We start from the raw sequence: 12,400 nt of genomic DNA, 5'->3' as shown, positions 1-12,400 counted from the left end.
TTAAGCGGGAACGCCTTCATCGGTTGGTGGAGAAGGAAAGATCGCTTTCAGTCGCTCCGCGACCTTGTCACGCATTCGGCCCTCCAAAGCCTCCACCAACACCAGCCGCTCGTGGTCGCCAGCGCGCAGGCGCATGAAGGGATGCATCCCGTAAGACGCGATGGCGCCACGCGTCCCGGCATCGGCACTGACATCGACAATGAGGATAGAGCCGATGCGGCCCGGCCATGGCTGCCGGGCAAAGGCGGTACCGAGGAAATCGCCGAGCCCATAGGCGACGATCGTCCCGTCAATCTTTTCCACCGGCTGCACGACATGGGCATGATGGCCCGCGATCAGCCCGACGCCCTGCCCGGCCAGCCGCCTGGCCAGCGCTCGCGTCCCGTTGCGCGGAAAATGTCGGAACTCCCAGTCCCAATGCGGCACGGCGCAGAGAAGGTCCAAGCCAGCGGGTGGCCAGCTCGCCGGATCGCTGTCCATCGAAACGCGCCCGGCAAACAGTTTTTCATCGGCGTTCCGCCACAGCGTGAAGGCGGCGAAGCCGATATCAACCGATCCAACCTGGATCGGCACAACCGGACCGTCGGCCAGGCCGATCGTGCGGATGCCGAGCCGCAGCAACGCCGCGATTGTCCCGTCGAAACCGGCGATGCCCTGATCCAGCATATGGTTGTTGGCCAGCGACAGCACGAGTTTTTCGCGCGCAACACCAACCGCCGTCAGCGCCTCGGCCAGGAACGGCTCGCTCATCGCATGATGCGTGCCGAGCCTTGTGCCCAGCACCGCGCTTGGCCTGTCCACAACAGGGCTTTCGCAATTGCCGATCACCAGATCGGCAGCGCCGAGCAGCGCCTTGATCGCCGGATCGCAATCCGGCGCGCTGCGGTTGGCCACTGCCGAGATGTCGCCGACAAAGGCAAGCCGCACCGCTTGCTTCGGCGGTGGATCCATCAGCGTCCCAGCCATCGGCGCAAAGTCTTGAGCGTCGCCGGCCAGTGACGGCTTCAGGAAACGCGGCAGCCAGGACAGCTTGTAGGAAAACGGATAATTCGACACGCGATGCCCAATTGTTTGCCCTGTGTAGACCGTCCGCCGGGCGGGTTGAAGCGCGGCGCTGCAAATGGTGTATGTTTGCACTGCGCGACAAACATTGGGGGAAAAGATGACACGACTGGCAGGCCTGCTGAGATCCGCTTTCATTCTGCTCCTGCCGCTGTCTTCCGCGTCGGCGGCAATGCCAGAAGCGGCAACCACATTGTTTGAGGCGAAGACCGTGGCCGCGCGCGACACCGCTCTCTCGACGCTGGAGGCTGCCGCGCCAAAAGACCCGGCATCCGCCTATGCGGCCGGGGCGGGCGAGTTCTTTACCGCACTGGAGATCCTGGCCACCGGTCTGCACCGTCATGGTTTCGAAAGCCCGCAATCCTTCATGCTGCCGCTGATGCGGTTGCCGGTGCCCGACAATCCCAATCCCGAGCCGCTCACTTACGAGCAGTTCCGCGCCATCCTGGTCGGCTTCCGTGACCGGCTGGAGAAATCCGCAGCCACGTTTGCCTCGGTGCCGCCCGATGCCGATATCGGCATGGTCATCGATCTCACCCATGCCGGCATCGACCTCAACGAGGACGGCACAATCGCGCCGGACGAGAGCATGGCGGCGATCATCGCCTCACTCTCGCGCGGCGGTATCTCGTCGGACGCCGCCGCCCCCACGCTCACCTTCCGCTTCGACCGCGCCGACGGCTACTGGCTGCAGGGCTATGCCGAGTTCCTGATGGCGCAGGCCGATTTCTGGCTTGCGCATGATTTCAGGAGCACCTTCGACGGCTCGTTTCACATGCTGTTCCCGCGCGCCAAATTGCCGCTGCAGGATATTCTGGTGCCGCCGGCCGGCGATATGGGCTCGAGCATCTTCTCCTCGGAATGGCGCATCGCCGATTTCATCTCGATGGTGCATCTCGTCAACTGGCCGGTGATCGAACCGGAGCGCCGGCAAGCGGCGCGCCGCCACCTGCTGGAAATGATCCGGCTGTCGCGCGAGGACTGGAAGGCGATCCGCGCCGAGACCGACAATGACCGCGAATGGCTGCCTGGACCGCAGCAGAAGGGCGAGAACCCGCTCACCGGCCTCGAAGTCGGCGAGGAGCAGGTCCAGGCCTGGCTCGCCGCCTTGACCATGGCCGAGGATCTCCTGGAAGGCCGCAAGCTGCTGCCGCATTTCCGCGTCACCGCCAGTACTGGGCTTGGCATCAACATGAAGCGCTTCTTCGACGAGCCAAAAAACTTCGATCTCGTGCTGTCGATCACCGGCCCGGCCATCGCGCCCTACCTCGAAAGCGGCGAGCTCGCGACCAGCGACGATTTCGACCAGATCCAGCGCCAGTTCGGCGGCGGCGGGTTTTTGACGTTTGCGCTTTGGTTCAACTGAGGGTGGGCCGTTTGAGGCCGCCTTCCCGCGAGAAATCTAGCATGGCAGGCAACAGTTTTACCGGAAACACGCGCGCCTTTTGTAGGCAGGTCTGCCGGCAGTCGGTTCGCTGCATACACCGCGCGGAGGCGCTGCGTAAAAATTAGCAGTGGCTGTTTTGCTTGACTCGGCCGCCAAAAACAGGCAGCAAAACCAGGTCGGAAGGGCGACAACACCACTTTCCTGGCCGTGGACGAAGGCTGATTTGGCCAAAATCCACATCTCGTCGTTGGTTTTGAGAGGAATTGATTAACCAACTTTGTCCATATTTTGAAGCAATCGGCAACCAACTACAGACGCGGCAAACGCGTCGGGGACCACCTGGGATCACTCACAGAATGGTCGTCGCGGCTCTCAAGGCCACGTACGGGGAAACCGATTGAAGCGAGATTGGTTGCATGGCGTTGTTGAGTACACACAAAAAAAACCGGGGACAGCGTGAGGGCGGCGAGTTCGTCGATGCTCCACGTTCCCCTTCCTTCAACGCTGGCCGGGTGGCCCGCTGGGTCGCGCTGCCTTGCGTCAGCACCGCCATCGGTCTTTGGTTGATCGGCACCATGGCTGGCCTCAGTTCCGTCGGCGCCTCTCTGTCGGCAACTTCGGTTGGCCTGCCCCAGACACTGTCGACACCGGGATCGCTCGCACTTGCCGATCCGCTGAAACAGCACTTTTTGAAAGCACCCTTCGTGCTGGCCAACGCCAATGGCGGCACTCAGGCCCTGCATGATCATTCGGTGCAGTGCGGCGCCAGCTGTTTCAAGCTGGCCAGGGTAAGCGCGCGGGCGGAAAAATCCGAACGCCTTGTAGCGCAGGCAAAGCCGATGCCCGCCGCCGTGAAGTCGAAGGCGCAGGAGCGCTTCGAACGCATGGAAGCGTCGCTTTCGCCGATGAAGCTGGCCGCTGCCTTTGCCGATGCCGGAAAGCCTGCCGCCAGTGCCAACACCCGCCCGGTGATCTCCACCGTCGCACCGCGAATTGCCGAGGCGTCGTTGGTGCCCTCCGTCCAGGTCACAGCCAGCCTGTCCGATAACATGCCAGTTCCGGCGGCCGAACGTTTCGCCCGGCTGGATACCGACTCGGTGGTCGTGCAGACCGCACCGCCGCCGATGGGTTTTGCCCAATCCGATACGCCGGACAATTCGCAGTTGGCGCTTGCTCTGGTGCAGTCCCTGCCGGCCGACGACGAGGCGTTCGCCTCACCGCTGCCGATCGAGGAATCGTCAGCCGATGTCGTGGTTTCACCCGTCGAAACCCAGCAGGATCAACCCGGCGATGCCGCCGCGCTGCCGGACGCTCTGACCGACGACGTGCCGTTGCCGACCCGGCGTCCACAATTCGACGCGCCGCAGCCCAAAGTGGTCCAGCAGGAGCCTAAGTCCGTCCAGCAGCCGAAATCCGTTCAGCAGCCGAAGCCGGCACGCGAGACGGTCCAGCAGGCCCAGCCGGCAAAACCGACGCGGCAAGGCCGGCCGGCCGATGGCGGCGATGTGCTGGCCTATGCCAAGCCCGATACCCCGTCGGGCGGCCTTGGCAAGGCGTTCAGGAACCTCTTCAACTCGCCAGCCGCCAGGAGCGGAGCCGGCAATGGCGTCGCCGTGTACGACATCAGCAGCGCGACCGTCTACATGCCTGACGGCTCGAGGCTCGAGGCGCATTCAGGCATCGGCGCCATGGCGGACCAGCCGCGTTATGCCGACCAGAAGAATCGCGGACCGACGCCGCCCAACACCTACAATCTGTCGATGCGCGAGTCGCGCTTCCACGGAGTGGAGGCCTTGCGCCTGACACCGGTCGATGGCCGCAACAAATACAATCGCAACGGCCTGCTGGCCCATACCTACCTGCTCCGGGGCCGCTACGCCCAGTCGAGCGGCTGCGTCGCCTTCAAGGACTATGCGCGCTTCCTCGCCGCTTTCAAGAAGGGCAAAATCAAACGCCTCGTCGTGGTGCCGCGCCTGAACGGGTCGGCGACGCAGGTCGCATCAGCCGCCAGGGGCGTGTAACGACAAGAGGCTTTCGGGCGCCTTCCCGCTGCTGCTGACAGCCTGCTGTCAGGAGCAGCGCTGTCCGGCACGCCTCTCCCCACCGCGCTCTTTCCATTTTGGCCAGGAAATCCCATATTCGGGACATGGCCAAATCTCCCGATCAGGCACCGCCGCCGACGGCGAACGACGACCGCGCCGCGCCGAAGCGGCGCAGCCCGCTGACCGATTTCCTCGACGCCTCCGAGCCGCTGCACAAAGGCGGCTTCGCCGAGATGCCGCAGCCGGAGCTCTCTGGCACGCCGCTGACCGGTTCGATCGCGGATTGGGCCGAGCAGATCGAGCAGGAAGCCGAAAACGAAGGACGTCTTGTCGCCAAGGGTGACGGCGGCAAATCGCCGAAGCCGTCGAAGAAGATACCCGAGCGCTCAAGCTCGCCGGGGCGCAGTTCGCGCGGCACCTCGATGGGTGGCGCGGCGTCAGCCAGGGAGCGCACGGCAGCCGGGCTCAATCCGGTCGCCGGCCTCGACATTTCGCTGGAGGACGCCGAGACCATGGCCTCCGGCAGCGTCACCGCGACGGTGGCGGCACTGTCGGCGCTGATCGAATCCGGCAATCCGCTGCACAAGGACGGCGTGCTGTGGACGCCGCACCGCCCTGCCCGCCCCGAAAAATCCGAAGGCGGCATCGCCATCAAGATGGTGTCGGAGTTCGAGCCGGCCGGCGACCAGCCGACCGCGATCAAGGATCTGGTCGAAGGCGTCGATAACCACGACCGCACCCAGGTGCTGCTCGGCGTCACCGGCTCAGGAAAAACCTTCACCATGGCCAAGGTGATCGAGGAGACGCAGCGCCCTGCCTTGATCTTGGCGCCGAACAAGACGCTTGCCGCGCAGCTCTATTCCGAGTTCAAGAAATTCTTCCCGGAAAACGCCGTCGAGTATTTCGTCTCCTACTACGATTATTACCAGCCGGAAGCCTACGTCCCGCGCACCGACACTTTCATCGAGAAGGAATCCTCGATCAACGAGCAGATCGACCGCATGCGCCACTCGGCGACGCGTTCGCTGCTTGAGCGCGACGACGTCATCATCGTCGCCTCTGTGTCCTGCATCTACGGTATCGGCTCGGTCGAAACCTATACGGCGATGACCTTCCAGATGCAGATCGGCGACCGGCTCGACCAGCGCGCGCTGCTCGCCGATCTCGTCGCCCAGCAGTACAAGCGGCAGGACATCAACTTTGTCCGCGGCTCGTTCCGCGTGCGCGGCGACACCATCGAAATCTTCCCGGCCCACCTGGAAGACCGCGCCTGGCGCATCTCGATGTTCGGCGACGAGATCGAGCAGATCACCGAGTTCGACCCGCTGACCGGCCAGAAGACCGGCGAGCTGAAAAGCGTCAAGATCTACGCCAATTCGCACTATGTGACGCCGCGCCCGACGCTGAACCAGGCGATCAAGTCGATCAAGGAAGAGCTCAAGCACCGGCTGGTCGAACTGGAGCGGGCCGGCCGCCTGCTTGAGGCACAGCGGCTGGAACAGCGCTGCCGCTTCGACCTCGAAATGCTGGAAGCCACCGGCTCGTGCGCCGGCATCGAGAACTATTCGCGCTATCTCACCGGCCGCCAGCCGGGCGATCCGCCGCCGACGCTGTTTGAGTACATCCCCGACAACGCGCTGGTCTTCATCGACGAAAGCCATGTCACCGTGCCGCAGATCGGCGGCATGTATCGCGGCGACTTTCGCCGCAAGGCGACGCTGGCCGAATACGGCTTCCGTCTGCCGTCCTGCATGGACAACCGGCCGCTGCGCTTCGAGGAGTGGGATGCCATGCGTCCGCTTTCGGTCGCGGTCTCGGCGACCCCTGGCGCCTGGGAGATGGAACAGGCCGGCGGCGTCTTCGCCGAGCAGGTCATCCGTCCGACCGGCCTGATCGATCCGCCGGTCGAGGTCCGCCCGGCCAAGAGCCAGGTCGACGATGTCGTCGGCGAGATTCGCGATACCACCAAGGCCGGCTACCGCACCTTGGTCACCGTGCTGACCAAGCGCATGGCCGAGGATTTGACCGAGTATCTGCATGAACAGGGCATCCGCGTCCGCTACATGCACTCCGACATCGATACGCTGGAGCGCATCGAGATCCTGCGCGATCTGCGCCTCGGCGCCTTCGACGTGCTGGTCGGGATCAATCTTCTGCGCGAAGGCCTCGACATTCCCGAATGCGGCTTCGTCGCCATTCTCGACGCCGACAAGGAAGGTTTCCTGCGATCGGAAACCTCGCTGATCCAGACCATCGGGCGCGCCGCCAGAAACGTCGACGGCAAGGTCATCCTCTATGCCGACCAGGTGACCGGCTCGATGGAACGGGCGATGGCCGAAACCAACCGTCGCCGCGAAAAGCAGATGGAGTGGAACGCGGCCAACGGCATCACACCGGAATCGGTCAAGTCGCGCATCTCCGACATTCTCGATTCGGTCTACGAGAAGGACCACGTCCGCGCCGATATCTCGCAGTTCACCGACGGTGCCGGCGCCATGATGGGCAACAACCTCAAGGCCCATCTCGACGCGATGGAAAAGCAGATGCGCGATGCCGCGGCCAATCTCGACTTCGAGAAGGCGGCCCGCATCCGCGACGAAATCAAGCGCCTGCGTGAGATGGAACTGTCCATCTCCGAAGACCCGCTGGCCAAATACGCCGACATGGAAAGCCCGGCCTCCGGCCGCGAAAAGGGCAAGCACAACAAGGGCGTGGCCAAACATCGTACAGCAGAGGAACAGGAGCGTTTTCGCAAGCTCGACGCAGCGCGTGCCGCCGAAGAGGCAGCCAAGGCTGCCCGGCCCAACCTCTTCCGCAAGCCTGATCTCGACGAGATGGGCGCCGATGGCACTGTGCCGGTGAAAAAGCCGCTGTTTTCGAAACCCTCGATCGACGACATGGGTCCAGGTACCGACATGCCGACGCCGGCCGGCGCGGTGTCGCGCTCGCTGTTCAAGAAACAGTCGGCATCCGAGGCACATGGTTCCGATTTCGGCATTCCCGGGGACGCCACAAAGCCGCTGTTCAAGAAGAACTCGCTGGACGAGATGACGGTGCGGCGGACGGAAAAACCGATCGAAGGAAAAGTGCCGGCCAAGCCGCAGCCAATCTCCCCCCTCGTGGGGGACGAATCCGCCAAGCCAGTTGTTCGCCAGCGAACAGGCATTGGCTCCTACGAAGACCCCGCCGACGCCCGTCGGGAAAAGCGCCGGCCGGGCAAGACGGGTAGGCCGGGAAAGTAGCGCCTTCCCCTTCTCCCAGAAGGGGAAGGGAAGCGCTCCGCCGCCGCCGCATTCCGCCGACGCACTTGCCACCAGCCCCGCCTTTGGTGTAATCGCTCCCCACACTCGAACGTCTTGAAAGGAGGGCTCACGTGTTTACGTTTCATCGTCACCATCGTCAGCGTGGCCCGATTTCTGCCCTGCGAGCTTGCTTGCAGGGCTGACCAGGGACGGTCCGGGTTTTTCCCGCTTCGATTTTTTGGTCTGCCCTTCGTGGTGCGTAATGCCGAGCCTGATGGCCGGAAAGCGCACCGTCAAAGTGGACCGGAGTAGCTCCGGCAAGACCAGAGAAATCAAAATGGCCCTGATCAGCCTCAAATCCCTCGGCGTCACCATGAGTGCGCCGCTGTTTGCCAATCTCGACCTCACCATCGGCACCGGCGACCGGCTCGGCATTGTCGCCGCCAATGGCCGCGGCAAGTCGACTTTGCTGAAATGTCTGACCGGCGAGATTGAGCCGACCTCCGGTGACATCATCCGCACGCGCGGCCTGCGCGTCGGTCATGTCGAACAGTCGGTTGCCCAGGCCCTTCTCACCCGTACGTTCCGGCAGGTGGTGGCGGATGCCTTGCCGTCCGAGCGGGCCGAAAGCGAGATGTGGCGTGTCGACGTGGTTCTGGATTCACTCGACGTGCCCGAGCCGATGCGCGAGCGGCCAATGCAGGCGCTGAGTGGCGGCTGGCAGAGGCTTGCGCCAATCGCACGCGTCTGGGTCACCGATCCGGACGTGCTGTTGCTCGACGAGCCGACCAACCATCTCGACCTTGTCCGCATCAGCCAGCTCGAAACCTGGCTGAACTCGCTGCCGCGCGAGGTGCCCGTCGTCATCGCCAGCCACGACCGCGCCTTCCTCGACGCCACCACCAACCGGACCCTATTCCTGCGCCCGGAACAGTCGCCGGTGTTTGCCCTGCCCTACTCCCGCGCCAGGCAGGCGCTCGACGAGGTCGATGCTTCGACCGAGCGCAAGTTCCAGCGCGACATGAAGGTGGCGCAGCAATTGCGCCGGCAGGCGGCCAAGCTCAACAACATCGGCATCAATTCGGGCAGCGACCTTTTGACGGTGAAGACCAAGCAGCTCAACCTGCGGGCCGAAAAACTGGAAGAAGCGGCCGCACCGGCGCACCGCGAAAAGTCGGCGGGTGCCATAAAACTGGCCAATCGCGGCACCCACGCCAAGGTGCTGATCACGCTCGACGACGCGGCTGTGGAAACACCCGACGGCACCCCGCTGTTTCGAACCGGCAAGCGCCATATCTGCCAGGGCGACCGCATCGTGCTGCTCGGCCGCAACGGCGTCGGCAAGTCGCGCTTCGTCACCCTGATCCGCAATGCCATTGTCGAACCGGACACGGTGCCGAATGTGAAGGTGACGCCGTCGACGGTGCTAGGCTACAGCGACCAGGCGCTGTCGGGCATCAGCGGCGACGACACGCCGCTGATGCTGGTCTCGCGCCGCTACGATGTCGGCGAGCAGCGTGCCCGCTCGCTGCTGGCAGGCGCCGGCGTGGTCATCGAGATGCAGGAGAAAAAGATCGGTGCGCTGTCCGGCGGCCAGAAGGCGCGGCTGATGATGCTGGCGCTGAGGCTCGCCAATCCCAACTTCTATCTGCTGGACGAGCCGACCAACCATCTCGACATCGACGGCCAGGAAGCCCTGGAAGCGGAACTGCTGGCACATCAGGCAAGCTGTGTGCTCGCCTCGCACGACCGCTCCTTCATCCGCGCCATCGGCAACCGCTTCTGGCTGATCGAGAAACGGCGGCTGACCGAAGTCGAAGACCCAGAGGATTTCTTCCGCTCGGTGGCGGAGGGCGCTGGTTAATCGGTGAACAAAACTGCCGATGAAGTTCCGGCCTGTCGAGCGCAGGCCGGAGTTTCGTATCATGTTACGAGACGTCTTCTTGACTTCCGAAGCGTATCATGCCATGGTACGCCACTCGGGTCGGCAAGATGATACGCTCCTTCAAAGACAAGACCAGCGAAGCCGTTTCGAACGGCAAGGCTCCGAAGGGCTTCCCATCGGACCTTGTCCGCTCAGCCCAGCGGAAGCTGTTCATGATCGACAACGCCGCCGAACTGTCGGATCTGAAGACCTCCCGGCAACAGGCTTGAGCCGCTGAAAGGTAACCGTGCGGGCCAGCATTCGATCCGCATCAACGATCAATTCCGCGTCTGCTTTCGGTGGGTGGAAGGGCAAGCGGAGGATGTTGAAATCACCGACTATCATTGAAGAGGGTTCAAAATGCTGAACATCAACCCACCTATCCATCCCGGAGAAATTCTCCGTGAGGAATATCTCGTGCCGCTCAATCTGAAGCCTTACACGCTGGCCAAAAAGCTGCATGTGCCCCGCACACGCATCGAGCGCCTGGCCAGCGAGACGACACCGGTAACGCCCGACACCGCTTTGCGCCTTGCGAAGTTCTTCGGAACCACGCCGCAGTTCTGGATGAATATGCAGGCGAGCTACGACCTCGCCGTAGAGGGAGAGGCGAAGAAGGCCGATCTTGAAACAATCGAACGTCTACAAACCGCGGCCTGAAGTAATCGCGTTAGCAACAACCCGCTTCAAGCAGGCTGCGGAGCTAGCGATAGAAAAATCTCGGCGGTCTGTCGGATAGCCTCAGCCCGTCGCGTCCTTGGGATGCCGACACGATGATGCCGGCCCACCCAGGGAGAATTATCATGTCGGTTCTTTCGTCCATCGGTCGCATCGCAACCCGGTATGCGGCAGCGCGCGCTCGTCACCGCAGCGAACGCGTCCTGCGTTCACTGCCTGCCTCGCTGCGCAAGGATATCGGGTTTCCGGACGTCTTCGATGCGCAAAACGGCCGCCGCCCCTGACCTCGCGGGGCGCCAGTCAGTCATGCGTATCGCCCGAAAGCGGCGTCGCCTGCATCGATACGCGTTTTTCGAAAGCCTCGAACCAGCGCGTCAGCAGTGCCCGTGAGCGAAAAGGCGGAAGGTGACGGAACGCCATCCAGGACAGCGTGGTGGCCAAGGCAATGTGGCCGATATGGAGCGGCGCCTCGTCGTCCAGCGTGCTCTCGATCCAGTCGTAGCTCGCCTCGATCTTTTCCCGGTATCCGTCGGCGAGAGCACCATAGCGCAACTTTTCGGGTCTCCTTTCCGTCTCCCAGCGCAAGGCTATACCCGTCTGCGCCAGGCCCTGGGCGACCGCCTGCAACCGCAATGCCTGCCAGCGCGCCTCGCCGTCCTGCGGCAGCAGCTTGCGACCGTCATGCAGCGTGTCGAGATAGGCGCAGATGACATCGGAATCGAAGATCGGCGACGCGTCGGGCCGCAACAGCACCGGCACTTTGCCGAGCGGGTTTTCGGCGTAGACGCGGGCATTGCGCAAGGTCGGACTGGTCTCGTGATGAATGACCTCCAGCCGATCGGCAATGCCAACCTCGTGGGCGAAGACGAGTGCCTTGCGCGCGAAGGGTGAGTGGGTCTGATAGTAGAGGATCATTGTCGTCCCAGGATTTGAAGAGGCGTTCGCCTGATCCATCTGTTCTAGCCTGCGAGCCGAGAGAATTGCGCTCTGATTGGGCGCGGTCGACGCAAGTTCGTTTCACGCCTCTCGTCCAACTGCGGCTGCGTGGACTGTCCAGGGCCGGTCGGCCAAAAAAATCTGCCGGCCATGTAGGAACGCCGGCACCTCATCCGTCCTTTGGCTCGCAAGGCCAAACGCAAAGAGGAACAACAGATGACCGATCAGACCCCCGTTCAGCCCGCGGCCAAAGTGCTCGGCGGATTGACCCCCTATCTGCAGCTGGATGGCGCCTTCAAGGCTGCCGAATTCTACAAGAAGGCCTTTGGTGCCGAGCAGGTCTTTGCCTATCCGGCGGACGAAAAAGGCCGCACCATGCACATCCACCTCCACATCAACGGCTCGACGCTGATGCTCTCCGACTTCTATCCCGAAAACGGCATGCCTGCCGTCAAGCCGCAGGGTTACACCATGCAGCTTCACCTCGGCAGCGACGACATCGAAGCCTGGTGGAAGCGCGCCGTCGATGCCGGCTGCGAAGTCGCCGTGCCGCTCCAGATCATGTTCTGGGGTGACCAGTGGGGCAATATGCGCGACCCGTTCGGCGTCGAATGGGCGATGAACGCGCCGGTCAAGAAAGCCTGATCTATCGCCAATGGCGAAGTCCCTCACCGGCTGGCGTCGGTGAGGGATTGTGAACTTCCAGGAGGAGACCCACAATGTCCTATGTCGATGGCTTCGTGCTTGCCGTGCCCAAGGCAAATCTCGATGACTACAAGAGGCTGGCCAATCTCGCAGGCCCTATATGGAAGGAACACGGCGCGCTCGCCTATGTCGAATGCATCGGCGACGACGTGCCCTATGGCGAGGTCACTTCGTTCCCGCGCGCCGTGCAGGCCAAGGACGACGAGATCGTCGTCTTCGCCTGGGCCGTCTATGAGTCGCGGGAGAGCCGCGATGCCGTCATGGCCAAAGTGATGGCAGATCCGCGCCTGAAGGCCGATTGGGCGGACATGCCGTTCGACGGGAAGCGCATGATCTTCGGTGGCTTCACGCCATTCATAGAGCTTTGAGCAGCCGGTAGCAGATTGGCAGAAGCCCCTCAGCTTCGTCATCCTAGGACGAAGCA

10 protein-coding genes and 1 pseudogene are annotated in these 12,400 nt (G+C 63.1%); 9 read left to right on the top strand and 2 right to left on the bottom strand.

Going from position 1 to position 12,400, the window contains the following annotated elements:
• A complete protein-coding gene (locus RPF88_RS00305; protein WP_337121372.1) occupies positions 1-1,056 on the bottom strand; it encodes a CapA family protein in 1,056 nt (351 codons plus the stop codon).
• A gap of 106 nt (positions 1,057-1,162) precedes the next feature.
• Here RPF88_RS00305 and RPF88_RS00300 point away from each other — a divergent pair, with 106 nt between their 5' ends.
• The 7 genes and pseudogenes from RPF88_RS00300 to RPF88_RS00270 all read left to right on the top strand — a co-directional run bounded on the left by RPF88_RS00300 (position 1,163) and on the right by RPF88_RS00270 (position 10,619).
• Positions 1,163-2,428, top strand: coding sequence for a hypothetical protein (locus RPF88_RS00300; protein ID WP_337121371.1), 1,266 nt, complete (start codon positions 1,163-1,165; stop codon positions 2,426-2,428).
• 437 nt (positions 2,429-2,865) lie between these two features.
• A complete protein-coding gene (locus RPF88_RS00295) occupies positions 2,866-4,470 on the top strand; it encodes a DUF2778 domain-containing protein (RefSeq protein ID WP_337121370.1) in 1,605 nt (534 codons plus the stop codon).
• A 125-nt stretch (positions 4,471-4,595) separates the two neighbouring features.
• A complete protein-coding gene (gene uvrB, locus RPF88_RS00290) occupies positions 4,596-7,733 on the top strand; it encodes an excinuclease ABC subunit UvrB (protein WP_337121369.1) in 3,138 nt (1,045 codons plus the stop codon).
• A gap of 337 nt (positions 7,734-8,070) precedes the next feature.
• Entirely contained in the window at positions 8,071-9,597 is a 1,527-nt protein-coding gene (locus RPF88_RS00285; protein ID WP_337121368.1) for an ABC-F family ATP-binding cassette domain-containing protein, read from the top strand.
• Positions 9,598-9,725: 128 nt separating this feature from the next.
• A pseudogene (locus tag RPF88_RS00280) lies at positions 9,726-10,005 on the top strand (type II toxin-antitoxin system RelE/ParE family toxin).
• A gap of 12 nt (positions 10,006-10,017) precedes the next feature.
• Complete coding sequence (locus RPF88_RS00275) at positions 10,018-10,317, top strand: HigA family addiction module antitoxin (RefSeq protein WP_027039367.1); 300 nt, start codon at positions 10,018-10,020, stop codon at positions 10,315-10,317.
• Between the two features lie 143 nt (positions 10,318-10,460).
• Positions 10,461-10,619: a hypothetical protein gene (locus RPF88_RS00270; RefSeq protein ID WP_013530026.1), complete on the top strand. Its 159-nt coding sequence runs from the start codon at positions 10,461-10,463 to the stop codon at positions 10,617-10,619.
• A 16-nt stretch (positions 10,620-10,635) separates the two neighbouring features.
• Here RPF88_RS00270 and RPF88_RS00265 read toward each other — a convergent pair whose 3' ends face one another.
• A complete protein-coding gene (locus tag RPF88_RS00265; RefSeq protein ID WP_024504188.1) occupies positions 10,636-11,250 on the bottom strand; it encodes a glutathione S-transferase family protein in 615 nt (204 codons plus the stop codon).
• A gap of 237 nt (positions 11,251-11,487) precedes the next feature.
• On the opposite strand from RPF88_RS00265, the gene RPF88_RS00260 reads away from it, so the two are divergent.
• Positions 11,488-11,916, top strand: a complete 429-nt coding sequence (locus RPF88_RS00260; RefSeq protein WP_013530024.1) for a VOC family protein — start codon at positions 11,488-11,490, stop codon at positions 11,914-11,916.
• Between the two features lie 74 nt (positions 11,917-11,990).
• Positions 11,991-12,344 carry a DUF1428 domain-containing protein gene (locus RPF88_RS00255; RefSeq protein WP_013530023.1) on the top strand — a complete coding sequence of 118 codons (354 nt, stop codon included), beginning with the start codon at positions 11,991-11,993 and terminating at the stop codon, positions 12,342-12,344.
• Positions 12,345-12,400: the final 56 nt, after the last annotated feature.

This window comes from Mesorhizobium sp. ISC11, assembly GCF_037162595.1.
Classification (GTDB): domain Bacteria; phylum Pseudomonadota; class Alphaproteobacteria; order Rhizobiales; family Rhizobiaceae; genus Mesorhizobium; species Mesorhizobium ciceri.
This window is presented reverse-complemented; position numbering and strand designations above follow the sequence as displayed.

What these genes read in the sequence shown, in the direction of transcription:
- RPF88_RS00300 (WP_337121371.1), top strand. Translation starts at nt 1,163, where the DNA reads ATGACACGACTGGCAGGCCTGCTGAGATCCGCTTTCATTCTGCTCCTG.
- RPF88_RS00295 (WP_337121370.1), top strand. Translation starts at nt 2,866, where the DNA reads ATGGCGTTGTTGAGTACACACAAAAAAAACCGGGGACAGCGTGAGGGC.
- uvrB (WP_337121369.1), top strand. Translation starts at nt 4,596, where the DNA reads ATGGCCAAATCTCCCGATCAGGCACCGCCGCCGACGGCGAACGACGAC.
- RPF88_RS00285 (WP_337121368.1), top strand. Translation starts at nt 8,071, where the DNA reads ATGGCCCTGATCAGCCTCAAATCCCTCGGCGTCACCATGAGTGCGCCG.
- RPF88_RS00275 (WP_027039367.1), top strand. Translation starts at nt 10,018, where the DNA reads ATGCTGAACATCAACCCACCTATCCATCCCGGAGAAATTCTCCGTGAG.
- RPF88_RS00270 (WP_013530026.1), top strand. Translation starts at nt 10,461, where the DNA reads ATGTCGGTTCTTTCGTCCATCGGTCGCATCGCAACCCGGTATGCGGCA.
- RPF88_RS00265 (WP_024504188.1), bottom strand. Translation starts at nt 11,250, where the DNA reads ATGATCCTCTACTATCAGACCCACTCACCCTTCGCGCGCAAGGCACTC.
- RPF88_RS00260 (WP_013530024.1), top strand. Translation starts at nt 11,488, where the DNA reads ATGACCGATCAGACCCCCGTTCAGCCCGCGGCCAAAGTGCTCGGCGGA.
- RPF88_RS00255 (WP_013530023.1), top strand. Translation starts at nt 11,991, where the DNA reads ATGTCCTATGTCGATGGCTTCGTGCTTGCCGTGCCCAAGGCAAATCTC.